The organism is Actinopolyspora lacussalsi (assembly GCA_030803735.1).
GTDB lineage: Bacteria > Actinomycetota > Actinomycetes > Mycobacteriales > Pseudonocardiaceae > Actinopolyspora > Actinopolyspora lacussalsi.
In genome coordinates, this window is the sequence record JAURUC010000001.1 from 561,444 (window position 1) to 588,279 (window position 26,836).

Sequence of the window (26,836 nt, forward strand, 5' to 3'; positions counted from 1 at the left end):
GGTACTGCCCGTTGTCGAGTCACCGAGTGCGTGGAAAACCAGCCCCGAGCGAGCACGGAACCGTTCGGGGAATCCGCCTGAGCGAGAACACGTCTCGGACGGACGGCCCGCGACCGCTCGGCGGAGCACCGGTGCCCACCGAGCGGTTCAAGCACCTACAACTAGCCGTACACCCGCTGTGCGGCATCGCGGTACTTCTCGCGGATCTCCTCCCCGCGAGCCACGTCCCGGGCCTCGTACGATTCGCAGCGCAGCGGCCATTTCGGGGGTTGGTCGGTCCCGCTGGCCACCCACGCGGCCTGCCTGGCGGCGCCGAGGGCGACGTACTCCGCCGCCTCCGGTACCTGCACGTCCACTCCGAACAGCATCGGAGCGATCGCGCGCACCGCGGCCGACTCCGCGGCGCCCCCGATCAGCAGCACCCGCCGCACGGTCACTCCCACGTTCCGCAGCGCGTCGATCCCGTCCGCGAGTCCGCAGAGCATTCCCTCCACAGCCGCGCGTGCCATGTTCTCCGGGGTCAGATTGCCGGTGCGCATCCCGGTCAACGTGCCCGTGGCGTCGGGCAGGTTGGGGGTGCGCTCGCCGTCGAGGTAGGGCAGCAGCGTCAGCCCCTCCGCGCCGGGGTCGGCCCGCAGCGCGAGTTCGTCCAACCCGGCGAGGTCGGTGCCGAGCGCGTTGGCCGTGGAGTCGAGCACCCGGGCCGCGTTCAGCGTGGCGATCAGCGGGAGGTAACGGCCGGTCGCGTCGCAGAATCCGGCCACCGTTCCCGTCGGGTCGCCGCACGGCTGCTCGGTCACCGCGAAGGCGGTACCCGAGGTTCCGACGGAGACGACCACATCGCCCGGTTCGATCCCGAGCCCGAGCGCCGCGGCCATGTTGTCGCCGGTTCCCGGGCCCAGCACCGCTCCGCGCAGCTCCTCGAGCTCGGTGACCTCCCCGGCGGGTTCGCGCGGGGAGAGCACCTCGGGCAGTCGAGGAGCACGGTCGGACAGCACCTCCCGGCACAGTTCCGGCAGCCATTCCCCCGAAGCGGGGGAGAAGTAACCGGTTCCCGAGGCATCCCCCCGGTCGGTGACGGCACGGTCCGGGCTGCCGGACAATCGCCAGGTCAGCCAGTCGTGCGGCAGTAGCACCCGGTCCAGCCGTGCCGCGTTCTCCGGCTCGTTCTCGGCGAGCCAGGCGAGTTTGGTGAGCGTGAAACTCGCCACCGGAACCAGCCCGGTACGTTCGGCCAGCTCGGCGGCGCCGTGTCGCTCGGTCAGCTGTCGTGCCTGCGGTGCCGAACGGGTGTCGTTCCACAGCAGCGCGTCCCGCAGCACCGTTCCCGCGGCGTCGAGCGCGACCATGCCGTGTTGCTGCCCGGCCACGGCCACGGCTTCGACGGGGCCGGGGGCGGCATCGACCGCCTGTCGCACGGCCTCGCCGCACGCCCGCCACCACACCTCCGGATCTATCTCGGAGTGCGGTGAGTGGGAGGCCCTGCCCTCGGCGACGACGCTGCCGTCCTCGGCGTCGACGACCAGCGCCTTCGTGGACTGGGTGGAGGAATCCATCCCCAGAACGAACACGACGACTCCTTTCGCGGTGACCAGGAGAGCACCCCACGGGCGCGCTCGGTTCTCGGCGGTTCTCGTACGTGACGACACGCGTCGAGCGCGTGTGCTCGCGACACACGCGCTCGACACGAGTGGTGCCCGCCGCGATGGCAGTCGCCCCGCGGCGGCGGAGCGTGCGGACTCAGCTCAGCCCAGCCCCATCAGGTGCTCCAACGCGAGCTGGTCCAGCCGCTCGTAGTGCATGGCGCGCTTCCCCGCCTCCTCGGGGTCGAATCCCTCCGCGGCACTCAGCAGTTCCTCGGGCTTCTCGCCGGAGGCGAGCGTGGGACGAGCGAGTTCGTCCACGCGGGACGCCTCGAGCGCCTCCCGCACTCGCGGGTCGGCGCGGAAGGCCGCCGACCTCTCCCGCAGGATCAGGTAGTTGCGCATGCACCCCGCGGCCGAGGTCCACACACCCTCGTCGTCCTCGGTACGCGAGGGCTTGAAGTCGAAGTGCCTCGGCCCCTGGTAGCCCGCGTTCTCCAGCAGGTCGACCGTGAAGAACGCGCTCTTGAGGTCGCCCGCACCGAACCGGAGGTCCTGGTCGAACTTGGCGCCGTGCTGGCCGTTGAGATCCAGGTGGAACAGTTTGCCCGCCCACAGCGCCTGGGCTATGCCGTGCACGTAGTTGAGCCCGGCCATCTGCTCGTGACCGACCTCCGGATTCACCCCGACCATGTCGGGGTGCTCGAGCTGCTCGATGAACGAGAGCACGTGCCCCACCGTCGGCAGCAGGATGTCGCCACGCGGCTCGTTGGGTTTGGGCTCCAGGGCCAACCGCAGGTCGTAACCGCGGTCCCGGACGAACTGGCAGACCGTGTCGATGCCCTCCTTGTAGCGGGCGAAGGCCGCACGGGCGTCGATCCCCGCGTCGGTCTCGGCGCCTTCCCTGCCGCCCCAGGCGACGAAGGTCCGCGCACCGAGTTCGGCGGCGAGTTCGACGTTGCGCAGCATCTTGCGCAGCGCGAACCGCCGTATGTCCCTGTCGTTGGCCGTCAGGGCGCCGTCCTTGAAGACCGGGTGTCCGAACAGGTTGGTGGTGATCATCGGCACGGTCATGCCGGTCTCGTCCAGCGCCTCGCGGAACCGCGAGACCACCCGCTGCCGCTCGGACTCGTCCGCCGCGAACGGGATCAGGTCGTCATCGTGGAACGTGACTCCCCAGGCCCCCAGCTCCGCCAGGCGGTGTACCGCCCGCACCGGGTCCAGCTCCGACCGGGTGGGCGCTCCGAACGGGTCGGCTCCCTGGAAACCGACGGTCCAGAGTCCGAACGAGAACTTGTCGGACGCGGCGGGTGAGTAGTCGTTCACTTGTTGCTCCTTTCACGGGAACGGCTTTGCCGTCCACTGGGGACGAGTGGGGAGCCGGTGACCACCGGCTCCCCGGCTCGGTCACCTAACCTTGACGACGAACTTCGTCGACTCGGTGTGACCGCGGTAGCGCACGGTCGCGGTGACCGTGGCGACCCCGGAATCACGGGTGCGAATCACCCCGTGCGGATTCACCGACACGACCCCCGGTCGGTTGCTGCGGTACTGCACCCGCATTCCGGGTGGCAGGGGCTCGTCGCGTTCGTCCGCGACATGCCCGACGAGCGTTCCGTCGTTGAACGAGACCGTCGTGCGTGGCCGGACCACGGTGTCGCGATCGAAGGTCCTGCGCACCGTGATCCCGCGTTCGGCGTCACCTGCGGCCCGTGGTGTGGTGCTCACAGCGGCGGGAACCGGTCGCAGCTTGCCGTGCACCGTCACCCGCTCGCTGTCGGCGACGTCCGCTTCGGAACTCGAATGCGCCAGTCGGAACTCGTAGCCACCTGCGCTGAGCTCGTAGCGGTTCCGCTGTTGGTCGAACAGCGCCAGATCGCGCACCGGGATCGTGAACTCGACACGCTTGCTCTCGTGCGGCCGGAGCGAGACCTTCTCGAAGCCGGCGAGCCGTTCGTCCGGACGCTCGGTCCGGTCCGCCTTCGACGAGGCGGCGTAGAGCTGCACCACGTCGGAGCCCGCGACCTCTCCGGTGTTGGTGACCCGCGCGCTCGCGCGGACCTCACCGTTGGCGTTGACGTGGTCGCGTTGGATCCGCAGATCACCGTACTCGAACTCGGTGTAGCCGAGACCGTGGCCGAACGGGTAGGCGGCCCTGCCGTCGAAGTACATGTAGGTCCGGCCGGGTCGCGAGTCCGCGGGTCTGATCGAGTAGTCACCGATCGAGGGCAGCTGGGACTCGTTCTTGTACCAGGTGAAGGGCAGGTGCCCGCTCGGGTTGCTCTCGCCCAGCAGCACGTCGGCCAGCGCCTGGCCCTTGCGCTGTCCGTTGTAGGAGCTCCACAGCAGCGCCTGCACCTCGGAGGAGAAGTCGCTCACGTCGACCGCCCCGATGGTCTCCAGGTAGACCACCGTGTTCGGGTTGTTCGCCGCTACCTCGTTGATCAGCTTCGTCTGCGGTTCCGGCAGCCGCAGCGACTCCCGGTCCTCGTCCTCCTTCGCGGTGCTCTCGTCCGTTCCGCCGTAGACGACCACCGAGTCGAAGTCGGCGGAGGCACGCACGGAGTTCCGGTTCAACTGGTTCTCGGTACCGGGCTTCGTGCCGGGGAGGTAGTCCACGACCGCATCGGGGTTGATCTCCTCGACCGCCCGCTTGAGCCCCTCGTAGCCGTTGACGCCGTTGGCACGGCCGGACGGCCCCTGGTCGCTGGAGTAGCCGCCCAGATACATCTCTTCCGGATTGGCGTGATCACCGATGACCGCCAGGCGGTACTGTCCCGACTTCGGTATCCGCAGCGGCAGCAGCTTGCCACCGTCCTCGGCGGGTTGGTTGCGCAGCAGCACGATGGACTCGGAGGCCGCCTCGCGGGCGAGATCCAACCGTTCCGGGGTCTGGGTCACCGCGTTGTTCGACTCCGCGTCCTCCCAGCTGCCCTTGGGGACTCGTTCGCGGGCGCGCTGGACCCAGGGCACCTGTTCGGGGTCGTCGAACTCGCCGAGCCGGATCCGCACCGTGAACATCCGGATCAGCGAGGCGTCCATGAAGTTCTCGGTGTAGACGCCGTTGTGGGTCTCGATCTTCTGCTGGGCCGCCTCGGGCAGCGTGTTACCGAAGTTGTGCTCGTCGTGGTAACCCTGGTTGCAGTTGAGGTCCACACCGGCCGCGTTCGCGTAGGCGTTGCGCTCGATGTGGTCGAGCGGTTCCTCCTCGCCCTCCGGTTTCCAGTTGTGGCCGTGCTGGATCTCGTAGACCGAGTCGCAGTCGGAGGTGAAGAACCCGTCGAACCCGAAGGTCTTGCGGGCCAGGGTGTCCAGTAGGCCGACGTCGGCTGAGGCGGGCACCCCGTTGACCCGGTTGTAAGCGGTCATGATCGAACCGGGCGAGCTCTGGCGGATCACTTCCTTGAACGGAGCCGTGTAGTACTCGCGCAGCGTCCGCTCGTCCATGTTCGACGTGCCGGTGAGCCGGTTGAACTCGCTGTTGTTCGCGGCGAAGTGCTTGATCGTGGTGCTGGTCTTGAGGTAACCGTCCGAGGAGGGCAGCAGGTTGCCCTGCTTGTCCTTGCCCTCCATGCCGTTGACGTACTGCGAGGCCATGGCCGCGGTCAGCCCGGGGTCCTCGCTGAATGTCTCGTCGTTGCGGCCCCACCTCGGATCCCTGCTCAGGTTGATGGTGGGGGAGTAGAAGTTGAGGTCGAGCCTGTTGTCGCGCACCACCTCGCGAGCCTCGCTGGAGGTGGCCTGTGCGACCCGGTGCATCAGGTCGGGGTTCCAGGTGGATCCCATGGACAGGCTCACCGGGTACGAGGTGGTGTTGGTCAGTATCTCGGGGTTGCCCTCCTCGTTGTACTGCTCCCGTGCGACGCCGTGCGCCGCTTCGTTCCACCAGCCGTAGGACCGCACCCCGAGCCGGGGGATGGCGGGTGCCTGACTGCTGATCAGCTGTGACGCCTTCTCGGACGGCGTCATCCGGGAAACCAGGTCTGCGGCACGTTCCCGTGCCGAGTAGCTCTGGTCCAGGTACACGGGGGTCTCATCGGTTCTCTCCTGGGCCAGCGCGGGTGCGGTGGACAGCGCACAACTCACGCACAGGCCGAGGGTCACCAGGAGACGTGTCGGTCCTCGTCTCATCCAGCTCTCCGTCAACTCGGTGCCAAATGTCGTTCGGTCTCGACAGCGGGACCGGATCCGGTCGTTCACCGGTTCGCCGCTGCCGCGATCGTGCGATGTGACGTGTTAAATATTATTTGTAAGAGGTAAAAACAAAATGGGCGGCGTGTCAACCCCCACACCCGTTGGCGCCGCGCAACGGTGCAACGTTGACTGGCGAACGTTGACTGGTGAGGGAAGCAATGAGCCGCGAAGCGAGGACCACGTGACCGCATCGACCGCGCAGGGCCGCGATCCGGCCAGCCTGCGACGTCACAATCTCCGGGCGCTGCTGCGTCATCTGCACCTGCGGGGGCCCACCAGCCGGGTCGGACTCGGCGAAGTGACCGGACTCACCCGCAGCGCCATCGCGGACCTGGTGGGGGAGCTGACCGAACGCGGGTTGGTACTGGAAAGCGGTTCGAGCCAGCAGCAGCCGGGCAGAACCGGCCGGGGGCGTCCCCCGCTGATCGTCTCGCCGCGCGACGAACGCGCCTACGCGCTCGCCATAGCCGTCGACGTGGACACCGTACGCATCGGCAGAGTGGGGCTGGGAGGCAACGTTCTCGAGGAGATGACCACCCAGCACGAACATTCGCCCGGTGATCCCGCACCGGGGCTGGAGCAGCTCGCACGACTGGTCCGCGAGCTCGTGACGACGACCGAGGCCCCGCCCATCGCGGTGGGGGTGGCGGTGCCCGGCCTGGTACGGGACGAGGACGGTGTGGTCACCCGCGCTCCCAACCTCGGTTGGCACGAGCTGGCGCTCGGACAACGACTGCGCGAGTCGGCGGATATCACGGCTCCGGTGGTGGTCGGCAACGAGGCGCGACTGGCCGCCCTGGCCGAACACCGTCGTGGCGCGGGCAGGGACCGAACCGACCTAGTGTACGTGTCCGCGGGGGTCGGTGTGGGCGCCGGGATCGTGGCGCACGACCAGCTGCTCACCGGCAACACCGGATACGCGGGCGAGATCGGGCACATGATCACGAGTCCCGGCGGCAGAACCTGCCACTGTGGTGCCCGGGGCTGTTGGGAAACCGAGATCGGGGCGGATGCCCTGCTGCGGCGGATCGGTGTCGTCGAACCCGCCGACAGACAGGCCGAACTGGAGCGGCTGTTCGAACGCGCCGAACGGGGGGACGCCGAAGCGCTCGAGGCGTTCCGGCAGCTCTGTGCGCCGGTCGCGACCGGTCTGGCCAATCTGATAAACATCTTCGATCCGGGACTGGTACTGCTCGGTGGGCTGCTGCGACCTCTGCTACGGCACGCCGAGGGAGAACTGCGCCACAGCCTCGAACGCGTCCGGGGACTTCCCGAACTGCCGGTGGAACTCGGCAGCGCTCGGTTGGGGGAGCAGGGACACCTGCTCGGTGCCGCCGAGGCCGCGGTGAGCAGCTTTCTCGCTTCCTTCGAATGATTCCCGAGCTTTCCTTCCCGGTGGAGCGGGCACCCCGCCGCCGATCGGAGACGAAGGGTTGCGCTCGGACCTGTAGCCGCCGTCCCGCCACATCGAACCGCCCTCGTGCCACTTCGTCCCGCCGAGCGCGAACCCCGTAGTGGCCGTGTTCCCCCGGTTCCCGTGGTGCCCGTGTCGACGCCACCGGAACCCGGCGGAACCCACTACGGGGATAGTGCCCGTGCGGCGAGCGACCCGCCGTGCACGACGGACCTCACCACCGGGTTCTCCGCCTACGTGCCCAGTTCCACGGTCGCGCCCTCCCGGCGGAACACCGGCACCGTCTCCAGCGGGGCCCCGACCGTGATCGTGGTGCCGCCGTCGAACGTCCGCCCGTCCCAGGCGCCGACCCACCTGTCGCCGCGCGGCAGCCGTACCGAGCGCTCCCGCGCGCCGTACTCGGTCACCGGCGCCACCAGCACGTCCGGCCCCAGCAGGAACTGGTCCTCGACGTCCCACACCCGCTCGTCACCCGGATAGTCGACGAACAACGGGCGCATCGGCGGCAGACCGCGTTCGTGCGCCACACGCATCTGCTCCATCAGGTACGGCCGGAGCCGCTCCCGGAGGAACAGCGTCTCGCGGATCGACTCGTAGGCCTGTTCCCCGAACGACCACACCTCGTTGGGGCCACCGGTCATCTCCGGCCCCAGCGGCATACGCGGATCACGGTTTCCGTGCAGCCGGAACAGCGGGCAGAACACCCCGTACTGGAACCACCGCACCACCAGCTCCCGGAAGTACTCCGAATCCGGATCGCCACCGTGGAACCCGCCGATGTCCGTGGTCCACCAGGGAATCCCGGACAACGCGACGTTCAACCCGGCACGCACCTGAGCCCGCAGCGATTCGAAGGTGGCGTCGATGTCGCCGGACCACAGGGCCGCACCGTAGCGTTGACTGCCGGCCCACGCGGAACGGCACAGTGACACGATCTCGGTCTCACCCTCCTCCCGCATCCCGTCGTGGAATCCCTGGGCGTGCCGCAGCGGATACAGGTTGAACACCTCCCTGCCCGGCCCCTCCGCGAACCGCAGGTTCTCCGGAGTACCCGGGCGGATCTCCGGTTCACAGGCGTCCAACCACCAAACCCGCACTCCCAGTTCGTAGTAGTGCTCCCGCGCCCGGTCCCAGACGAACCGTCGCGCCCGGGGGTTCGTGGCGTCGTAGAAGGCCACCGGCATCTCGACGTCGAACCCCTTGTCCCGCCACGGCGCGTGGTACGGGACCCCGGCCTCGGTCTCGACCAGCAACCCCTCCCGGCTCATTCGCTCGAAGTTCTCGCTGAGCGGGTTGACCGAGGGCCAGATCGAGACCATCAGGCGCACTCCGGCCTCGTCGAGCTCGCGCAGCATGGCCGCCGGGTCCGGGTACTCGGCCGGATCGAACTTCCACTCGCCCAGGTGGGGCCAGTGGAAGAAGTCCGAGACGATCACCGACAGCGGCAGCCCGCGACGGCGGTACTCCCGGACCACCTCCAGCAGTTCCTCCTGGGAGCGGTACCGCAGTTTGCTCTGCCAGAATCCGGCGGCCCACTCCGGCAGCATCGGGGGCCGGCCGGTGACCTCGGTGTAGTTGCCCAGCAGATCGGCCGGTGTTCGGCCGGTGGTGACCCAGTAGTCCAGCTGCCTGGTGCTGTCGGCCACCCACCTGGTCCCGTTGTGCGCGAACTCCACCCTGCCGACCGCCGGGTTGTTCCACAGAAAGCCGTATCCCCTGCTCGAGAGCAGGAAGGGAATGGAGACCTCCGCGTTGCGCTGCACCAGATCCAGCACGGTCCCCTTCTGGTCGAGCAGTCCGTGCGTGTGCTGCCCCAGCCCGTAGATCCGCTCCCCGTCGTAGGCCCGGAAGCACTGCTCCATGCGCCTGCTGCTGCCGGAGCTGGACCCGTAGAGCCGCGGCCCGGGCCACCAGAAGTGCGCGGGTTGCTCCGCCAGCAGTTCGCCGCCGTCGTTCGCGTCGACGAAACGCAGCATTCCCGCCGTGTCGATCTCGGCGGTCAGGGAACCGTTGGTGATCCTGGCGAGGGAGTCCCCGATGGTGATCCCGGGAGCCTCGCCGGAGTCGGGACGTTCGACGAGCGCCCCGGGAAGGTCGTCGACCACCGGAGCGAATCCGGCTCGTACCCGCAGGCTGTCCCGCCCCCAGGGTTCGATCCGAACGGTTTCCTGACCGTGGGTCCACTCCAATGCCCCGTCGCTCTCGTGGGCACCTCGCATGATTCCGCCTTCCTGTAGCCGTGGTCGATCGGGTCCTTGCCTGATCCGCGGGACCGGAAGAACCCCGTCGTGTCGGAGGAACTCCGCGAACCTGTCGCCGGGGACGCGGAACGATCCGCTTCCGAACCTCGCGAACGTCATTCCTTCACTCCGCCCCCGGTGATTCCCGCCGCGACGTAGCGTTGTGCCGTCAGCAGCAGGACGGCGGCGGGAATGGAGGCGAGTACCGCGGTGGCCATGACGCCGTTCCAGTTCGTCGTCTGGTTCCCCACGAAGCGATAGATCCCCACCGTGATCGGTTGAATGGTGTTGCCGGTGGTGAAGCTGACGGCGAACAGGAAGTCGGCCCAGGCGAACAGGAAGCTGAACAGCCCTGCCGTGATCACCGCGTTGCGGCACACCGGTAGCACCACGGAGCCGAAAGTGCGCCACTGGCCGCAACCGTCGACCCGGGCCGCCTCGATCAGCTCACCGGGGACGCCGCTCATGAAGGTGCGCAGTATCAGCACCGCGAACGGTACGGTCAGCGTCGAATCGGCGAGGATCATGCCGGGATAGCTGTCCAGCAGCCCGACCCCGCTGAAGATCGGATACAGCGAGTTGGCCATCACGATGCCGGGAACCATCTGCACCAGCAGCACGACCAGCACCAGTGCGAGCGTGCCGCGCAGCCGGAACCGCGCGAGGGCGTAGGCGGCCGGTGCGCTCACCAGCAGCGTGAACACCACGGTGCCCAACGCGATCACCAGGCTGGTCGCCAGATGCGAGCCCTGGGTGCGGAGGGCCTCGGCATAGCCGCTCCAGGTCGGGTCGAACGGGAACCAGGCGGGCGGTGTCCGCAGCAACGCGTCGCTGCTCTGCAGCGAAACGTTGATCATCCAGTAGACCGGTGCCAGGAACACGAGCACCAGCAGGACCCCGACCACGGTGTTGCCGACGCGTCGCGTGGTAGTCATCCTCGCTCCCCTTGTGAGCTGAACGTGTTCCGGATGGAACGCAGGTACAACAACGCGAACACCAGCGCGATCACGATGAGTAAGTTGCCCACCGCAGCTCCCTGTCCGAAGTCGAACTCCTCGAACGACAGGGCGAACGACCAGGTGGTCAGCGTTTCACTGGCGTTCGCGGGGCCACCGCCGGTGAGAATCATGATCATGTCGAACACCTTGAGGGTGTAGATCAGCCCCAGCATCAGCACGATGGCGATCACGGGGCGCAGCAGCGGAAGGGTGATCATCCGGAACCGTTGCCACGGTCCCGCCCCGTCCAGGGCGGCGGCCTCGTAGAGCGAAGCGGGTACAGCCTGCAGTCCGCTGTGCAGGATGACCAGGTTGAACGGCACCCCGACCCAGATGTTGGCGATGATCGCCGAGGTCAGTGCGTACTGGGTACTGGAGAGCCAGGGGATCGGATCCGAGATCAGGTGCAGCCCCAGCAGCAGCTGGTTGAGCACCCCGAACCCCTCGTCGTAGATCCAGCGGAACACCGCGCCGGAAACAACCAGCGGCAACAACCACGGCAGCAGCATCAGGCCGCGCAACGTTCCGCTGAGCGGGAAACGCCGCTGGAAGAACACCGCGAGCCCCAGCCCGATCACGAACTGGAACAACAACGATCCCGTGGTGAACAGGGCCGTGTTCAGCACCGCTCTGCCGAAGATCGGATCGGTGACCAGCGCGATGTAGTTGTCCAGCCCCACGAAGGGGGAACCGCCCTCGTAGAACGAGGCGACGGTCCACTCCTGGAAGCTCATCGTCAGGTTCCGCAGTACCGGATAGCAGAAGAACAGCAGGAGGAACAGCATCATCGGCAGGACGAAGGTCCACTGGACCAGACGCTCGCCGTGGCCGCCCGGTTTCCGGTTGGCGTGTCGCGGCCGACTGGTTCCGCTCGTCGTTCGCGTATTCGTCGTCATGGCAACCATCCACTCGACACCGTCGACGTCAGTCCGCGTTCGCCGCGATGCGTGCCGCCCGTTCCAATGCTTCTCGCGGACTGGTCGATCCCGCGATCGTGGCCTGGATCGCGTCGGCCAACCCCTGTGAGACCTCGCGGTAGCGCGGTCCCAGCTCGGCGGTGCGGGCCCGGCCGGTTGCCACCTCCTCGACGAACGGTTTCATGACCGGACGGTCCGCGGCGTACTGCTCGGCCACCTTCGTGCGTGCCGGTACGTAGGCGTGGTCGCTCGTCCAATCCAGCATGTTGTCCCGCTCGAGCATGCAGCCCAGCACCCGAGCGGCATCGCGCTGCCGCTCCGGGGTCGTCTCCGGGATCGCGCCGACCTCACCACCCAGCGGCACCTTCGGGGCGATGTCCGTACTCGGCGTCGGGAGCGTGACGATGCCGTAGTCCACCCCGGAATCATCCAATGAGGACAACGACCAGGAGCCGTTGATCATCATCGCGGCGTTTCCACCGGCGAAGCGGTCGATGACGTCGTTCTGGTTCCAGTTGACCACCGATCTCGATGCCAGGCCGTCCTCGACCAAACCGGCCCAGAACTCCAGCGCCTGGACGGACCGCCGCGAGTCCAGGGAGTCGAGCGAGCCTCCGTTGCTCCACAGGAAGGGTTCGAACTGCCAGGATCCCTCTTCGGAGGCGAGCGCCGAGAACGCGATTCCGTGGGTCGAGCCCTCGGTCAACTCCCCGGCCGCGCTTCGCATCTCCTGCCAGGTTTCCGGTGGCTCCAGTCCGGCCCGTTCGAACATGGTGCGGTTGTAGAACAGCGCGAGCCCGTTCACCCCGGGTGCCAGGCCGTAGAGCTTTCCCCGGTAGCTGCCGGCTTCGACGATGCCGGGGTAGAACCCCTCGCCGCTGAGCCCGTACTGGCTCAGCTCGGTGAGCGCTCCCGTTTTGGCCACGGTCTTCAGATCGGGGTTGTCCACGAACAGCAGATCGGGAAGGGAATGGGCCGTGGCGTCCCGGAGGACCTTGGGCATGAGCTGATCGACCGGGACGTTCTGCCTGCGGATGCGCAGCCCGAACCGTTCGGCGCACCGGTCCAGCACCGAACGGAACTGGCGACCTGCCTCGGCGCTGGTGTAGTGGTCGAGCTCGACGACCACGTCAGCGGGCCGGGAGCTCACCCCGCCCGTGCAGCCCGCGGTGACCAACAGCAGCGCCAGGCCGAAGGTGACCATCCTGGCTCTCGGACGGGGCCACCGGGGACCGCGTGCCCCGTGCCCGTCCGAGCCCGCCGTGGCCCTTCCGCTCTCCGCCGAACGGTCGATTCCGCTTCCTCCGAAGCGAGGTTGTCGAAGCGATTCGATTATGCTTGCCGGTAATCGCACCGTTGCCACCTTCTTCCGGTCCCGTGGCGTTCCTGTCGGTCGCGAGGTGCCGTGGTTCCGTCGCCTCGTCCGCTCGGGGGAGCGTGCGAGGCCCCGAGCCCGCGTTCCCGCTCGCTCGGGCGTCACCGGCATGTTCTCCTCGCCGCTGGGGCGGAAGCTCAACGGCGCTCACGTCGGTGGGAGGTTTCGGTGTCCGCGAACCCTGTCGTGGCGGGTGCGTCCAGCGGTGAACACCCCGACCCGCACGGTCGCCCGTGTCCTCCGGGGTGAACCGCTCTCCGCCGGCGTCGGAGGACGTGGTGCTCATCGGTGTACCGGCTTGTCGGGCGAGATCGGCGACCGTTGGCATAAGTTGTTCTCATCCGCACCGAACGAACTTCCGCTTTTCGAAGCGCTTCGACAGCACAGTAGACAGTGATCGGCATCACGTCAATGGAGAGTCGTGTCGAATGGCGCTGGACGTCGACCGATCGCTCGTCCGGAAACGCGTCACGACTCAGGTAGAGCCGTGGGAGCCACCGGACCACCGTGGAGCGGTCGGTGGCTCCGTGAGCCGGAGGAGGCGCCGCTCGTCGAGCAGCTGGGCGCCGGAGGTGGGAGTGCGGTGCGTCAGCTCGGGAAGGGCCGTCGCCGGGTCACACCCGCCCCGCGCCGAGAGGTGCGATCACGCCGCGGTCTCCGAGGAACCCGACTTCGACGTGAGCTGGGTGACCACGGCCAGCGTCCCCATGACCGCCACGGTGGCCAGCCCGATGGCGAGCGAGGGAACCGTGTGGCCGAGTACCAGGCCGATGACACCGATCACGACCAGCCCCGTCGCCGCCACGTAACGGGCGCGGGCCACCGAACCGGTTCGTGAACGCAGGAACAGGATGTTGCCGGCCAGATAGACCAGTGGACCCCCTACAGTGGTCAGCACCACCGCCGGGTCGGTCTCGGCATGGCTGATGCGCAGTTCGATCGAGACGGCCACGACGATCGCACCCGCCACCATCAGCGCGTGGGCGTAGGCGAACGCCGAACGCAGCGCACTGGTGCTCGCGTCGCCCCGACTGGCCTGCGTGTCCTGCCCGGCCAGCGCGAAGTAGGCCCACCACAGCACGAACAGTCCGACGAAACCGAGCAGTGTGGCCACGACCGCGCGGACGGTGATCGGCTCCAGTTCGGAGAGCGTGAACCCCATGATCAGGATGGACTCACCCAGCGCGATGATGAACACGCCACGGTTGCGCTCGGCGAGGTGTTCCGGGTCGGTGGGCCAGGTGTGCATCGGCGCCGTTCCCAGACCGGGGAAGCGGAACTCGAATCGTGGTGCCGCCACGTCCACGACCAGCGCGACCAGCCAGACGACCAGTCGTGCGGTGGGGTCGAGAAACGCGCCGACGAGCCAGAGCACGCCTGCCGAAGCGCTCCAGGCGAGCAGGTTCGTGTAGTTCTTCCCGAGTACGTGCCCACGCAGCGCCACGGCCATGAACGCCGCGCGCCCGACCTGGGCGCCCACGTAGCAGGCGGCGAACAACAGGCCGTCCTCGGCGAAGGCGTGCGGCAACCCGAGCGACATGCCCAGCGCGGCGAGCATCAGCAGTCCGTTGAGGACCCGAACGAGCCCACTGCTCGGATCCAGCCAGTTCATCGCCCAGGCCGAGTAGTTCCAGGCCCACCACACGGCCCCGAAGAGCAGGGCCACCTCCAGCACTCCCAGCCAGCTCAGGTGGGACAGCAGCGTGTGCGACACCTGGACGATCGCGAAGACGTATACCAGGTCGAAGAAGAGCTCGATCGGCGCGACCTCGGAGCGCCGCGCACCCTCCTGACGCATCAGACGTGGTTGTGGTCGTGCTGCTGGCGGGGGAGTGGGCTCCTGCTGGCTCACTGGTTCCTTCCCGAAGTCGGTCCGCTCGTGTCAACGGGCATTCTAAATTGCTCCCGTCATCGGCCCGGACACCTGCGGAGCCCGCCGTGTCTCCGTCGTCCTCGCGGTCTCCGACTCCCACGCATCGCTCATCGCCGTGCCGAGTGGCCCGTGGTGGTGTCACCCTGCTGGCCGAGCTCGGTGATGGTCGTTACCGGCTTGCCGATCTGCGAGCGCGCCACAAGGCGGTGCATGCCGGGTAGCCGGGACAGACCGAGCACGATCCGGCGCAGTGTCAGTTGCGCGGTCGTGTGTGGCAGGAACCAGCGCACGCCGCCGCGCGCGGTCCGCTGCTTCTCCTCGACCACCGGTCGCCACACCCGTTCGTAGTCCCCGAGTCCGTCCTCGATCGATGCGGCACGCCGCAGTCGGTCGGCGAGTACGTACGCACCGGCCAGTCCCAGTGAGGCACCCTGGCCCGCCAGCAGCGACACTGCGTGGCAGGCATCACCGACCAATACCACGCGACCGCGGTGCCAGCGGGACGTCTCGATCTGCGCGACCTGGTCGTAGTACACGTCCTCGGACGGCGGGCAATGGGCCAGCGCCTCGGGAACGAGCCACTCCAGCGAACCGTAGTCGTCGAGCAGCGCGGCGTGGCGGTCGGTGGGCAGCGTGGGATCGCCCGTGCGGTGGACGGCGAACACCGCGACCCTGTCGTCGCGCAGGCCGTACAGCCCGATCTGGCGGTCGACGGTGTCGGTGAGGCAGTAACGATCCTCCAGACGGGCGCGGATCTCTGGGGAGTGGAAGGTGAACGCGGCGGTATGGAAACCGAGATACCGCAGGTGGTTTCGTTCGTCGCCGAACACCAGCGTTCGTACCGTGGAATGAACACCGTCCGCGCCGACCAGCAGGTCCGCGTGCAGCACCCGACCGTCGCTCAGCGTCACGCTCACCCCGTCGGAACGGTTGTCGACGTGAACGGGACCGACCGAGAATCGAAGGTCCACTTCGGTGGGAAGGCTTTCCCGCAACGCCAGTTCCAGGTCCGGACGCGGGATGTTCACCATGCGACTGTTCACCGCCCGGGAGAACCGCTCGAAGTCGAGCCGAGCGCGGGTGCGGCCGTTCCGGTCGACGAGACACGCCTCCGAGACCTGGTAGCCGAGTTCGTGCAATCTCGGCAGTAATCCCATCGCCTCGGCGGCGTCGTAGCCGGGACCGAAGAAGTCCATCATGTAGCCCTGCGTGCGCGGACCGGGTGCTCGTTCCAACAGCACCACGTGCCAGCCCAGAGTGTTCAGTCGTCGCGCCAGGGTGAGTCCGGCGATGCCCGCTCCGCAGATGATCGCTTTCACGAGCGGTCTCCCTTCTCGGTGCTCGCGTCGCCGTCGGCGGTCTCGTCGTGTCGGTCGCCCTCGCCGTCGTGCTCGGTGGTGAGCAGCCTGCGCAGCACGGCTCGTACGCTCCCGGCGGTGAGCGCGGGGTTCAGGGCGCGGTGCATCACCAGGCCGTCGAGGCTCGCGACCACTACCGCGGCTGTGGCTTCGGCGTCGGTGATGCCGTGTTCGGTGAATCGGCCGGTCAGTGCCGTGCGAAGCTCGGTGAGCACAGCGCTGATCCGCTCCCGCAAGCCGGGATCGCGTGTGGCGGCGAGGTAAGCCTCCACGAACAGCACCGATTCCGGATCGTTTCCACCGTAGGAATCCAGCGCGGCGAGTAGAGTCGTCAGTGCTTCGTCCGCGCTACCCACCCGCTCGAGGGCTGTCTTGAGCCACGCGGTTGCCGCACGCATCGTTCCGATGGTCGTTTCCGTCAGCAGCGCGTCCACCGAGTCGAAGTGGTAGTGCACTATGCCGGCGGTCACTCCGGCTCGCTCGGCCACCGCGCGAGTGGTCACCCCGTTCCAGCCGCGTTCGGTGATCAGCTCCGCCGCCGCGCGCAGCAACCGTTCGCGCGCCTCGCGTCCTCGCTCCTTAGCCGTCGCGGCCATGTCGGCACCACCTGTTTCTTCCGATCATTTTGGGCATTCGCCTTGGGCAGATGCCCAATTCCGACCGTACCTCTCGGCGTGCCACTGGGTCGAGGGGCGCCCGGCGCCCGATGCGCGGCTCCGTCGAAATGCTTTGCTCGACACGTACCGGCCGGTATACGTTGTCCCGCGTGGGAAAACGCCGGAAAGGTGAACACGGAATGCGGAGCAAGGGGAGTAATTCGGGGATGGAATGCGCTTCGACGATAACGACGTGGTGACTTCGGTCCATTTGGATGTCGATGCCGACACGATCACCGAAGCACTGGACAGATCTTGTTCGATCGCCGAGATGTTGGAGTGCTCGACGCTTCGTGTGGGATCGAGAGGGATCGAGGAGGACGGGCCGGGATACAGCTCCGTCGTTACTTCGGTGACGTCCCGTGATTCTTCGTCCTCGATCGGCGATTCGTTGCTCGCCGCCGCTTGTCCGGCTCTCGAGAAGTTCAGGTTCTCGGAAGACCGGTACAGCATCATCGGGGACGAGGAAGAGGACGAGAGCGAGGTCTTCGCCGATCTCGTGGCGCCACCTCGGTTCTTTCCGAAAATGGGTGTGACCGTGTCCTCGGTATCGGGGTTCACCGCGAAGCACGCACGTGCGGATTACCCGGAAGCGGATTACCCGTTCCGGAGCCGTGAGACCTACGATTCGGGGCGGGTGCATTCGGTGTTCGCGGATGCCGCCGACCAGCCGGACGAGGTGGTGGTTCGTACACAGCTGTGGCTCGCGGCCGCGGATCTGACCACGGCCGTGGGGTTGCTACGCCAGCCGCTGTACGAATGGGGCGGGCAGGCGGTCGAACTACTACCGGCCGGTGCTCGTGCGGAGGACGGGTATCACGCGGCACTGCTCGGCACCGTCGCGAGCGACGCGAGTACGAATCGGGAAGAGCGAATGCTGGCCGCGGGACGGGATACGGCCCGCTTCTTCGGGATTCCGGAGGACAGTGCCATCGTCGAACAGTGGCCCCGGGAATCGATCGGAGTGGTGCGGAACCCACGAACTCGGGGGAATTCGACGGGTGCCCGGTGGTTCGAGGGGATCTACGTGCGGCTCGGTGCCGATCCGCTCGGAATCGTCGACAACAGCACCTCACGATTCGAGTCGGATGAGGACCCCGAGGAGGACGACCTGCCGGAGGACGACCTCACCGATGAGCAGCTATCCGAATTTGTCGAAGTGTTCAGTGGCTTGCGGGATGTCCTGGGGCAGGTCTGGCTCGTTGTCAGCGCCGAGGTGCGTTGCTCCCGGGGCGCTGTTGCCGAGAACGCGCTTCGGAACCTGCTGGACGATATCCGGCCCCGTGTTTCCGCCGAGGAAACGTGGGTGATCCCCGAGGAAACGAGCGAGTGCGATACCGGTAAGTACCGAGCACAGGCGTCGATGCATACCTTCGGAAGGGATCACCGTCGGGTGCTGGACGGACTGATGAACGCACTCGATGACGGGATATGGCGCGGCTCGACCCGCCCCTGGGGAACGGATACGAACGAGGAAACAGCGATTCGCTGGAGTCCGTTCGGAGCCACGGGCGAAGGTGACATAACCGAGTTGACCGTGCGTGCGTCATACGGACCACCGAAGTGGCTGTGGGAACAGTGCTTCGAGGGGCTATGAGCTTCGGGATGCTGTACAACCGGCTGAGTTCGCATCCCCACTGGTCAAGCGGCCCTATGATCTTCGGGCACGCCGTCGTGTCCAGCTGGCTGACCGCCGGAGTGCCACTCACCCAGGTGGCCGAATGAGCCGGACACAGCGGCAACGTGCTGCTCCAGATCTACGCCAGGGTACTGACCGGGTAGGAAGAAGCGGCACGAAACCGGATTCAGAAGTTCTTGGAGGAACCGGGCGATACATAAGGCGAAAACTTTGCCGTGTATGTGCCGTGAACATCCGCACAGACCCGCACCGAGCCGGGAACAACCGCAGAATTCGTGATCGGCCGCTCACGCACGAGCGGCCGAGTTCGGGGTCGTCAGGGAGGTGTCAGAACAGGCGCAGGATGGTGATGCGCAGGGTCTCGTCGTGGAGTGCGAACACGATCAGGATGGCGCCGTTGTCAGCGGTGGTGCTCCATCGGTCCGTCTTCTTGTCGTATCTGCTGTCGTCCCGAGGGTTTTCCGCGACCTGCTCCATGCGCTTGTCGACAGCTTTGCGCTGCTTGGTTGGCAGAGCCCGATATGCTTCTCGGGGAACATCGCTCCATTGGATGAAGTGACGGGCCATCAGTTCTCCTCCGGAGTCGTGTTCGCCTCCACCTTTTCCCGTTTGCCGTCGGGGGTCCCCCGCCACAGCTCGCCGTTGTCGTCGGTGCGCCACAGGTTGCCGTGTGCGTCCTCGCGCCATTCGAGACCGGTTTCGTCGACTCGGATCAGGCCGGAGAAGTCACCGCGGTCGGCGCGGGCTTTGATCGCTTCTTCTTCCTCGGTGGGTGGGTATTCGGCGAGGATGGCCGTGCCCCACCAGTCGTCGAGCACGGTGTCGATGTGGCCGGTGTTGTAGTCCTCGGCGACTTTTCGCAGCGCTTCCTGGAAGTCGCGGTCAAACTCGGCACGTCGTTGCGGGTCGGTGCGGTCCAGGGCCTCGCGGATGCACCGGGCTTCACGTGGGAAGGGGGGAGCCAATCCTTTCTCCTTTCGTGGGCTTCCGTCCGGGGGTGGACGTGGGCAAGTGCGGATAGGCGTCGAAGCACTGGGGGCTGAACTGCTGGGTGTGGCGCATTCGGGTGCCGGAGTTCGGGGGGTGCTGTGCGGGAGCCGCGCCCGCCGAGCGTGTCGACCGGCCCGCCCTCTTCTGGAGGCTGCGTCAATGTCGCGTGTTGCAGCCATTCCCCTCGGGCGTGAACCGGTAGACCGTGTGCCTGTCCTCCGGCGGGTCCATGTCGAGCATGTCGTGCTCCATCTCCTCCAACACCGACCGGGTCAATCCCGGCCGATGTGCGCCGTTGCCACTTTCATCACTTCCAGCATCGGCACGGTGAGGGGATGTCCCAATTCCAACTCGGGGTTCTCATGGTGAGAAGATCACGCTCGTGTGGAACTCGCTCAACGTTCCTGAACCGGTGTGGAAACGCGACGACCTGCGGAAAGCGTGCCGCGATCGTGACGTTGGAGAGCTCTTCCGCGTGTTGCAACGTTCGGCCGGAGCTACGCAGTCTCAGCTTTCCAGTGCCACTGACATCCTTCAAGGACGTGTCAGTGAGATCGTGAATGGCTCACGTCGAATTACCGCCTTCGACGTCTACGAACGCATCGCCGATGGTCTGAATATGCCTGACGAGGTGCGAGTTCTGTTCGGGTTGGCGCCAGTACGTCCTTTGGGAGTGGATCACCTGGGAACAGCTGGCGACGTTTCCATCACAGTCCAACGCCGTCTCGGATATTCAGCGGGCAGCTGCCACCGCGAGCATGATAGAGATCGTGGCGGTGCGCGGGCTGGGCATTGTCGCGATGAATGACTCCCTGCTTCGGTCAGTCGTCAGTCGTGGTTGCCCGACAGTGAGTGCTATGTTGCTTGACCCGAATGGCGAAGCAGCGCAGCGTCGTGCCAGAGAGGTCGGCGAGAGCTGGGGAGTGTTCAAATCAGGTATAGAGTTCAGCGTCGCGCGTCTCGAAGAGCTGAGCACGCACACTGATGTGCGAGTGTATTTCTACGACATGCTCCCGACTTGGCGAGTGTTGACTCTGGACGATGTTCAGTTCGTGTCCGCCTTCGGTGAGAACCACGAGGGACACACTTCACGCATGTACAAGATTGCGGAAAGTTCGCACGGCGCGTTACACCGAGGCTTTCGCAGGTTCACCCATGAGCTGCGCAACCAGGCCGTTCGGATCGTGTAGGGAGTCACCGTGGCAGTAGAGGCCGAACTGAAAGCACATGTCCGTCATCCGGATGCGGTACACGAGCGACTGGCCTCGCGCGCTGAGGAACAGGTGCAGACCTACCGGGATCGGTACTTCGACCAGCCGACCGGAGAACTAACCGCCCAAGACTACGAGGTGCGGCTGCGGACCGTGGAGGATGAACGCTCCGCGAAAACCGTGTTGACCTTCAAGGAACCCGCCGTGCACACCAGCGGCTCCAAACCCGAGCACGAGACCGAGGTCGCCGATGGGGCTTCTGTAGCAGCGCTGTTGAGCGGTCTCGGACTCATCGAACGAATCGCGTTCAGCAAGCACTGCCGCAACTACCGGTTCACCGAAAGCGGCTACGAGCTGCTCGCGACTCTGGTGCACGTTCCTGAGCTGGAGGGAACCTTCCTCGAAGTCGAAACCCAGGTCGGGCGGCCCGAGGATGTCCCAGCCGGCTTGGCGGTGGTACGCGCGGTCCTGCACTCGTTGGGCGTCGTCGAGGACGATCTTATCACCGAGCAGTACACCGATGCGGTGGCGGCACGACGGGCCCGGACAGCCAACGTCGATTGATCTACATCAACCCCCGGCCTGCCACGGTCGGGGACTCGACGTGTGTGTATGAGGGACGAGGACTCGTCCCTCATCGTGTCCGGAGAAGAACACTCACGGGGTCATTTCTTCCCCGGCGGAGCGGGGTTGCCGTATTCCGGCCATTTCGCGGTGGTGCGGACGGTGTAGCCGCAGTACGGGCAGCGCAGTCGCATCATTCGGGTGCCCTGCTTGTTCGGGCCCGAATGCGGCTTGCCGAGGGAGAGTTTGCCGTCGGGGCAGACAGGGTTCTTGCCGTGGGCCTTGGCGGTGTCGAGTTCGCCGTGCGAGTACTCTCCCAAAGTCACGGCCAGAGTCATCATCTCCGTGGCTGCTGTGGCGGGGTCCCGGGGTTCGGGGGCGAGTACTCCTCAGCGGGCCCCGAGGCGGGCCGCGGCTGCTCCTGCGGCAGTGGACCCCGGAAGTGCGGGTTTCGCACCGGGTACTGCAACTGCTGGTTCTGCCCCCATGTCGAGTCCTGCCGTGATGCGCAGCTGCTTGGCGGTGCAGTCCACCGCGACGAAATGCGTGGAGGTGACGCGATCACCGGGCAGGAACGTGGTTGGCAGCGTGGGCGCGTCGACGTCCATGTGAAGCTCCGCCCTGCCCACGTGGATGCGGGACTCGGACACCCCGAGGGCCGAGCGTTCCTCGCCGCTGTTGTTGGTCACGTCCATGTCGAAGGCCACGAACCGCTGACCTTCGGGCGAAGGCGTGGCGTTACCCAGCGAGTTGGTAGAAGCTTCAGAGCGCACGTTGTGGACCTTGAACGTGACCCCGTCGACCGTGCCGCGTTTCATGGCGACCCCGGACGGGGCGAGCAGCAGTGAGGTGCGCCACTGGACGACTCGTCAGGCACTGAGTGTAAGAGTTTGACAGATGTCGGTCATGGAGAAGGCCAGCTTGGACCGACATCTGGATCTTTGAAGTGCTGAAAGAGGGTGGGAAAAGGGAGTTGGATCTCCTGTGGGATCTTCCATAGCCCTATGAACTGCGATGAAAGGTGCCCCCGGTCCGACTCGAACGGACACTACACGGATTTTGAGTGGTTCCGCGATCGTGCCCGTGACCTGTGGTGATGCTGACGCTCGGCTCGGTTTGTCCGTGTATTGGTTGTGTGTTGATGTCCCACTCGATGGTTCGGAGCGCTGGAGATAGGTGGTGTGACCAGCCAGCGTATAAAGCGAGCGTGAAATAGTGTTGTAGGTACCGCACGATTGCGGTGGCTGATTTACAGGCTCATGATCGATCACACACCACAACCCCATGACCTGCACCCGGAAACGCGAACATCGTCGAACAACCTGCACGGTGGCACGCATTGGGCACACAGGCACCTGAGAAGGTGATCAAGAGCCTATCCATATGCAGCGCCTGCTCCGAAGTGCTGGAGCGAGCGTCCCCGATCGCGTGCCATATGACATGATCACACTGTCGGTGACCGTTGGTATCTTCCTGATCAGCTTGGGTCCCTCCGAGGGATGGAACGAAACAACAGTGGGAAAGGTAAGCGGTGCAGGAGACTCGGCCTTGGGCAGAGCGGTCTAATACGATCGGCTACGTCCCCGGAAAGAAGACAGAACGTCGCGACACTCTGCGTCGGATATTCGAACAGTTGCCGGCTGATTCCGGTACCTTCATCGCAATCAAGAACGGTTCTGGCAAAGAGGTCACCGTGCAGGTCGACGACCTCTGTTCGGCTCAGCTAACTCGCGGACAACTCGTTCGCCGAGAGACCGATGGAAGTTGGGAAGCGACAGAACCGGTACGGATATGGCTGTCCAACCAGGATGATGTGGAATTTGCCGTCTATATACACAACAACGTGAAGCTCTTTGGTGAGCTCCTAGAACGAATCGAGGGGTGCCACACTAAAGATAACCTCATCGCGATTGCTCAAGAGTACGGACTTAACTGGACGAGCACAGACCAGCTATACCGGCGAATTTCATGGCTCGAAGTACTTGGACTCCTCGAGCGATGGGGCATTTCCAGGTTTGTAATTACGGAAGCTGGACAGTCCTTTCTTGATAGGGTATCGCTTGCATCCCCAGAGGAAGCCAATGGAACTATGGCATCACCCAACGACAAGACTGCTACTCTGCCTGATCCAGGTGACGTTGTTTTGAACCTAATCTCGAAGAGTGCTGGCCAACGTAGAGACCTTATCGGGTATATACCCAGAGGTCGAAATGCTCGCGGTCATAATTCGACCTCTTCTTCGCAATCCCCATTTGAGGCTATTAGAAATCTCCTGTCTCTGGTAGGGGATAGTGTCGATGTTGGCGAGTATTATAGACGATGCGCAACTCGCCTTGGAATCAAGAAGACCTCGGCAAACCAAACAATACAAACAATGCGACAATTAGGTATTATGGACATGGTGGCCTTCGGTCAGTACGGTCCAGTGCCTGATGTCGCAGAACTACTGAATCTCGGAAACGAAGTCGACTTCATCCGTTACCTCCATTCGCGCTACTGCTTCATCGGAGAAATACTCAGTATTCTTGATGAACCTACGCCTGTTCCTGAGGTCGCGCGCATCGCAAACAAAGAGTTTAGTTTAACTCGTCTTGACAAGGGCGAGATTCGAACTCGAATGGGATTCTTATCTGGTGCCGGCCTGGTGGAGAGGATCGACTGGACTCGGTACCGCGTTTCTCCTATTGGAAAGCTCCTAGCGGCTGAGTTGGCACTCGATCTGCCAACCAATAAAGCACCAGAAGAGGAATCTTCCGAGCTCTCAGGGGATGCTACCTACACAACTCAAGAAAATTCAATTGTCTCCGATCTTCGAGAGTGTGGATACAACGGAGAGAAAAGCGAAGAATTTGAGAAGGCGGTAGCTTCCGCATTTGCCTTCCTTGGGTTTACTTCTCGGCATGTCGGAGGGGCGGGGCGCACTGATGTAGTCATCGACGCCGAACTCCCAGCAAAGGACTCGTACCGTGCGATGATCGAAACAAAAGCGTCGTCAAGCGGTATGATCGCCGAGCATCTTGTAAAGTTTGACGCTTTGAAGGATCATCAAAAGCGTCATCACGCGGACTTTGGAATGGTAATCGGACCAGATTTTGGCGGCAGGATCCGAGAATGGGCTGAAAACAACAGATTTGCGTTGATGACTGTCGATGATCTCGTTAATCTCCTAGTTCGTCATACTGCCCATCCGGTGCCACTGTCAGATCTACAAGTACTGTTTCAAGTGAACGGAGATGATTTAACCGACCTTGAAGAATTGTACTCAGACTCTGAGCGATCAGTAGAGTTGCTGGCAAAAATCGTTGAGCTCCTGCACGAAGAAGCCAAAGAGGAGGATCCGCTCATGGAAGGATACATCAGCCTTGAGAATGTGAACTATGCACTACGAAAAGAGTTGTCTCCGCGGCCTACGCAGAATGCCGTTGAAGAATGCCTCCAATTGCTTTCTCATGACCTCGTCCGGGGCGCTACGAAGAACAACAGCAAGTATAAGCTTGCGGATGCGCCAGTGAACATCATGCGGAGGTTGGCTGGCCTTGGCGTCCGCTTGGGGAAAGGTTAGCAAGAAGCAGAGGGACAACGGACAGTGACGACGACGGAGTATTCTTCGGCTTCCCAGGAGCGCTCAACACCTGGCCCCCGGCGAGGTAGTCACCTTAGCGCTGGAGGAGGGCTTGTCCGTCGGCGAGGTAGACGTAGAAGTTGCCCTCGATCAATAGGACCAGGATGGTTCACTCGTGGTCCGGTGCTCATTCGGGCCGCTTTTATCGCAGGGAGGATGCACGCCCCTTTTGACTTCGACGTCCTCGGGGTGCCGTATGTCCTCGCCGGGGTCGATGAAGTGTCCCAGGATTCACCCGCGGCGTTCACCCGCTCGTTGTCCAACTCGGAGAGCCTGCGCAGTCCCTGGAGGAACGCGAACAGGCCCTCGTTGCTCCGCACTTCATCGGAACACAGCTCAGTGAGTAGCTCGCGGCCCATGCTGGAGCACTTCTGAAGATTGCTCGACTTCCAGTTCGTTTCGATCTGTCCTACGAAACTCTTCCAGAGGGTCTCGCCATGGACGACGATCAGACTGATGAGTCTGGCCTTGGTCGGTTCCGTCTCGCCGAGTCTGGCGGGTGGTGGTGCGGCACTTCTCGAGTGGGTGCAGCGGGATCCTATTCCCGAGTCGGCTCTGTCCCGGCTATGCGAATCAGGGTGGTCGCCCCATCGATTTCCTCGTGGGCGAGGTGCAGCGTATACACACCGTTTTCCGGAGTGCTAGCACGTGCCCACGCGATCGCCTGGTGGACGTCACATCCGGTCAGCTCGTGACTTTCGTTTGACCACCCTATCCGCGCCGGATCCGTCCCTTCGGGAAGTTGCGGCCGCGACCAGAGAAAAACCCAGAACACGGGGTTGTTCTCTTCGCGGGAAGAGTTTCGCTCGTCAACCGGTGTTGTTCGCATGCTCGCGGTCTCCACTTGGCTGCTCCAGGGATAGCCGATGCTCCGGTTGATCGGGCTCGTGAACAGCGTGCTGGTGCAGGTTCGAGAGCAGAGGGGCCCTCGTCGGGATTTCCGGTGCGGACCAACCGCGCAACACCTCGTGGCTTCTCCAAGGGCGCGGTGAGTCCGCGTGCTGCGGGGTGGGACCGGCTGCGAACATCGATCGAAAAGCTCGATTCCGCCGGAAGGTTTGTAGCGACAGGCGGCGAGGCTGGTCCATTCAGTGCAACATCAAGCTTCTGATGGTGGTGCAGGGTGCCCCCGGTCCGACTCGAACGGACACTACACGGATTTTGAGTCCGCCGCCTCTGCCTATTGGGCTACGGGGGCCGTTACTGCGTACAGCATACGGTAGGGGTGATCATTGCCCGACAGCGGGGTGGGCGGCTCTCTTCGTGCCCCGAGGTCGGGGCTCCACCATCCGGTGAGGCTCGGCCGGACCCGCCGCTTCGTCCGACGGGATCCTCCTTCGGCTCGCCCGCCTGGCGTGCCCGACGCGGGGTTCCGCTTCCGCGCCCCTGCCGCTGTGGTGGGGGTGCGCAGGACGATAAGCTGCAGGCTCCGATGCGACCGCATCGGCAGACCCGAGACTCATCCAGGAGGATCCGGTGACCACGCCGGCTGCCGAGGAGCCGAACGCGGCGAGTGCGACGAACGCTACTCAGCACCGTGTGCTCGTAGCCGAGGACGAGGCGCTGATCAGGCTCGATCTGGTGGAGATGCTTCGCGAGGAGGGATATCAGGTCGTCGGTGAGGCCGGTGACGGCGAGGAGGCGGTGCGGCTCGCCGAGGAACTGCGTCCCGATCTGGTGATCCTGGATGTCAAGATGCCGAAGATGGACGGCATCGAGGCCGCTTCCTCCATCGCGGGTGAGCGCATCGCCCCCGTGGTGATCCTCACCGCCTTCAGCCAGCGCGACCTCGTGGAGCGGGCCAAGGACGCCGGAGCCATGGCCTACCTGGTCAAGCCCTTCGCCAAGCGGGACCTGGTTCCCGCCATCGAGCTGGCGGTCTCCAGGTTCACCGAGGTGCAGGCACTGGAGGCCGAGGCCGCCAGTCTCTCCGAGCGGCTGGAATCGCGGAAGACGATCGAGCGGGCCAAGGGCCTGCTGATGAGCAACCACGACATGTCCGAGCCCGAGTCGTTCCGTTGGTTGCAGCGAACCGCCATGGACCGGCGCACCACCATGAAGGCGGTCGCCCAGGCCGTGCTCGACAGCATGTCCTCGGAGGAGTGAGCCCGTGCACGACCCCGCGGCGGTCCGAACGAGCGGATCCCCCGCGGGGACGGCCCAAGGTTTCGCGGTTGGCGCGACCCCGCCAGGTTCCGGAAC

21 protein-coding genes and 1 tRNA gene are annotated in these 26,836 nt (G+C 65.1%); 7 read left to right on the plus strand and 15 right to left on the minus strand.

Translation table 11 applies throughout. The features are described 5' to 3' along the window. Positions 1–161: 161 nt before the first annotated feature. The 3 genes from xylB to J2S53_RS02530 form a co-directional block, all read right to left on the minus strand. Positions 162–1,556 (minus strand): xylulokinase, encoded by a 1,395-nt coding sequence (gene xylB, locus J2S53_RS02520; protein ID WP_456242678.1) that lies wholly within the window; start codon positions 1,554–1,556, stop codon positions 162–164. A gap of 189 nt (positions 1,557–1,745) precedes the next feature. Further along, entirely contained in the window at positions 1,746–2,909 is a 1,164-nt protein-coding gene (gene xylA / locus J2S53_RS02525; RefSeq protein WP_456239580.1) for a xylose isomerase, read from the minus strand. Positions 2,910–2,990: 81 nt separating this feature from the next. Continuing rightward, entirely contained in the window at positions 2,991–5,714 is a 2,724-nt protein-coding gene (locus J2S53_RS02530) for a glycoside hydrolase family 3 C-terminal domain-containing protein (RefSeq protein ID WP_456239581.1), read from the minus strand. 244 nt (positions 5,715–5,958) lie between these two features. Here J2S53_RS02530 and J2S53_RS02535 point away from each other — a divergent pair, with 244 nt between their 5' ends. Beyond that, positions 5,959–7,152 (plus strand): ROK family protein, encoded by a 1,194-nt coding sequence (locus tag J2S53_RS02535; protein ID WP_456239582.1) that lies wholly within the window; start codon positions 5,959–5,961, stop codon positions 7,150–7,152. Positions 7,153–7,424: 272 nt separating this feature from the next. On the opposite strand, the gene J2S53_RS02540 is transcribed toward J2S53_RS02535, so the two are convergent. From J2S53_RS02540 to J2S53_RS02570, 7 genes are all read right to left on the minus strand, one after another. Beyond that, complete coding sequence (locus J2S53_RS02540; RefSeq protein WP_456239583.1) at positions 7,425–9,410, minus strand: glycoside hydrolase family 31 protein; 1,986 nt, start codon at positions 9,408–9,410, stop codon at positions 7,425–7,427. A gap of 137 nt (positions 9,411–9,547) precedes the next feature. Continuing rightward, positions 9,548–10,366: a carbohydrate ABC transporter permease gene (locus tag J2S53_RS02545; protein ID WP_456239584.1), complete on the minus strand. Its 819-nt coding sequence runs from the start codon at positions 10,364–10,366 to the stop codon at positions 9,548–9,550. Next, positions 10,363–11,325, minus strand: coding sequence for a carbohydrate ABC transporter permease (locus tag J2S53_RS02550; RefSeq protein WP_456239585.1), 963 nt, complete (start codon positions 11,323–11,325; stop codon positions 10,363–10,365). Before J2S53_RS02550 ends, J2S53_RS02545 begins: the two co-directional genes overlap by 4 nt. 28 nt (positions 11,326–11,353) lie before the next feature. Continuing rightward, complete coding sequence (locus J2S53_RS02555) at positions 11,354–12,550, minus strand: sugar ABC transporter substrate-binding protein (protein ID WP_456239586.1); 1,197 nt, start codon at positions 12,548–12,550, stop codon at positions 11,354–11,356. Between the two features lie 814 nt (positions 12,551–13,364). Then, positions 13,365–14,519, minus strand: a complete 1,155-nt coding sequence (locus J2S53_RS02560) for a low temperature requirement protein A (RefSeq protein WP_456242679.1) — start codon at positions 14,517–14,519, stop codon at positions 13,365–13,367. 182 nt (positions 14,520–14,701) lie between these two features. Then, positions 14,702–15,913 carry an FAD-dependent oxidoreductase gene (locus tag J2S53_RS02565; protein WP_456239587.1) on the minus strand — a complete coding sequence of 404 codons (1,212 nt, stop codon included), beginning with the start codon at positions 15,911–15,913 and terminating at the stop codon, positions 14,702–14,704. Continuing rightward, on the minus strand, positions 15,910–16,548 hold the full coding sequence (locus J2S53_RS02570; protein ID WP_456239588.1) for a TetR/AcrR family transcriptional regulator: 639 nt from the start codon (positions 16,546–16,548) through the stop codon (positions 15,910–15,912). The genes J2S53_RS02565 and J2S53_RS02570 overlap by 4 nt, the downstream gene beginning before the upstream one ends. A gap of 232 nt (positions 16,549–16,780) precedes the next feature. On the opposite strand from J2S53_RS02570, the gene J2S53_RS02575 reads away from it, so the two are divergent. Then, positions 16,781–18,205, plus strand: a complete 1,425-nt coding sequence (locus J2S53_RS02575; RefSeq protein WP_456239589.1) for a hypothetical protein — start codon at positions 16,781–16,783, stop codon at positions 18,203–18,205. A 369-nt stretch (positions 18,206–18,574) separates the two neighbouring features. On the opposite strand, the gene J2S53_RS02580 is transcribed toward J2S53_RS02575, so the two are convergent. Together J2S53_RS02580 and J2S53_RS02585 are read right to left on the minus strand one after the other, a co-directional pair. Further along, positions 18,575–18,814, minus strand: coding sequence for a hypothetical protein (locus J2S53_RS02580; protein WP_456239590.1), 240 nt, complete (start codon positions 18,812–18,814; stop codon positions 18,575–18,577). Then, positions 18,814–19,212 (minus strand): DUF6247 family protein, encoded by a 399-nt coding sequence (locus J2S53_RS02585; RefSeq protein WP_456239591.1) that lies wholly within the window; start codon positions 19,210–19,212, stop codon positions 18,814–18,816. Before J2S53_RS02585 ends, J2S53_RS02580 begins: the two co-directional genes overlap by 1 nt. Before the next feature lie 500 nt (positions 19,213–19,712). On the opposite strand from J2S53_RS02585, the gene J2S53_RS02590 reads away from it, so the two are divergent. The 3 genes from J2S53_RS02590 to J2S53_RS02600 are packed head-to-tail and all read left to right on the plus strand — an operon-like array spanning position 19,713 to position 21,012. Beyond that, positions 19,713–20,045 carry a hypothetical protein gene (locus tag J2S53_RS02590; RefSeq protein WP_456242680.1) on the plus strand — a complete coding sequence of 111 codons (333 nt, stop codon included), beginning with the start codon at positions 19,713–19,715 and terminating at the stop codon, positions 20,043–20,045. Continuing rightward, entirely contained in the window at positions 19,996–20,427 is a 432-nt protein-coding gene (locus J2S53_RS02595) for a hypothetical protein (protein ID WP_456239592.1), read from the plus strand. Before J2S53_RS02590 ends, J2S53_RS02595 begins: the two co-directional genes overlap by 50 nt. 9 nt (positions 20,428–20,436) lie before the next feature. Further along, positions 20,437–21,012 (plus strand): class IV adenylate cyclase, encoded by a 576-nt coding sequence (locus tag J2S53_RS02600; protein WP_456239593.1) that lies wholly within the window; start codon positions 20,437–20,439, stop codon positions 21,010–21,012. Positions 21,013–21,113: 101 nt separating this feature from the next. Here the strand turns inward: J2S53_RS02600 and J2S53_RS02605 are convergent, their stop codons facing one another. Together J2S53_RS02605 and J2S53_RS02610 are read right to left on the minus strand one after the other, a co-directional pair. Then, a complete protein-coding gene (locus J2S53_RS02605; RefSeq protein ID WP_456239594.1) occupies positions 21,114–21,350 on the minus strand; it encodes a hypothetical protein in 237 nt (78 codons plus the stop codon). A gap of 51 nt (positions 21,351–21,401) precedes the next feature. Next, on the minus strand, positions 21,402–21,785 hold the full coding sequence (locus tag J2S53_RS02610) for a hypothetical protein (protein ID WP_456239595.1): 384 nt from the start codon (positions 21,783–21,785) through the stop codon (positions 21,402–21,404). A gap of 860 nt (positions 21,786–22,645) precedes the next feature. On the opposite strand from J2S53_RS02610, the gene J2S53_RS02615 reads away from it, so the two are divergent. Then, positions 22,646–24,574: a restriction endonuclease gene (locus tag J2S53_RS02615; RefSeq protein ID WP_456239596.1), complete on the plus strand. Its 1,929-nt coding sequence runs from the start codon at positions 22,646–22,648 to the stop codon at positions 24,572–24,574. Between the two features lie 1,184 nt (positions 24,575–25,758). Here J2S53_RS02615 and J2S53_RS02620 read toward each other — a convergent pair. Then, positions 25,759–25,832 (minus strand) — tRNA-Leu (locus J2S53_RS02620). 278 nt (positions 25,833–26,110) lie between these two features. Between J2S53_RS02620 and J2S53_RS02625 the strand changes: the two genes are divergently transcribed. After that, the gene (locus tag J2S53_RS02625) at positions 26,111–26,740 is read left to right on the plus strand and encodes an ANTAR domain-containing response regulator (protein WP_092977390.1); all 630 of its coding nucleotides are present in this window, start codon (positions 26,111–26,113) and stop codon (positions 26,738–26,740) included. Positions 26,741–26,836 lie beyond the last annotated feature (96 nt).

What these genes read in the sequence shown, in the direction of transcription:
- xylB (WP_456242678.1), bottom strand. Translation starts at nt 1,556, where the DNA reads ATGGATTCCTCCACCCAGTCCACGAAGGCGCTGGTCGTCGACGCCGAG.
- J2S53_RS02550 (WP_456239585.1), bottom strand. Translation starts at nt 11,325, where the DNA reads ATGACGACGAATACGCGAACGACGAGCGGAACCAGTCGGCCGCGACAC.
- J2S53_RS02595 (WP_456239592.1), top strand. Translation starts at nt 19,996, where the DNA reads ATGATAGAGATCGTGGCGGTGCGCGGGCTGGGCATTGTCGCGATGAAT.
- J2S53_RS02545 (WP_456239584.1), bottom strand. Translation starts at nt 10,366, where the DNA reads ATGACTACCACGCGACGCGTCGGCAACACCGTGGTCGGGGTCCTGCTG.
- J2S53_RS02570 (WP_456239588.1), bottom strand. Translation starts at nt 16,548, where the DNA reads ATGGCCGCGACGGCTAAGGAGCGAGGACGCGAGGCGCGCGAACGGTTG.
- J2S53_RS02540 (WP_456239583.1), bottom strand. Translation starts at nt 9,410, where the DNA reads ATGCGAGGTGCCCACGAGAGCGACGGGGCATTGGAGTGGACCCACGGT.
- J2S53_RS02560 (WP_456242679.1), bottom strand. Translation starts at nt 14,519, where the DNA reads ATGCGTCAGGAGGGTGCGCGGCGCTCCGAGGTCGCGCCGATCGAGCTC.
- J2S53_RS02580 (WP_456239590.1), bottom strand. Translation starts at nt 18,814, where the DNA reads ATGGCCCGTCACTTCATCCAATGGAGCGATGTTCCCCGAGAAGCATAT.
- J2S53_RS02530 (WP_456239581.1), bottom strand. Translation starts at nt 5,714, where the DNA reads ATGAGACGAGGACCGACACGTCTCCTGGTGACCCTCGGCCTGTGCGTG.
- J2S53_RS02555 (WP_456239586.1), bottom strand. Translation starts at nt 12,550, where the DNA reads ATGGTCACCTTCGGCCTGGCGCTGCTGTTGGTCACCGCGGGCTGCACG.
- J2S53_RS02605 (WP_456239594.1), bottom strand. Translation starts at nt 21,350, where the DNA reads ATGACTCTGGCCGTGACTTTGGGAGAGTACTCGCACGGCGAACTCGAC.
- J2S53_RS02575 (WP_456239589.1), top strand. Translation starts at nt 16,781, where the DNA reads ATGCGCTTCGACGATAACGACGTGGTGACTTCGGTCCATTTGGATGTC.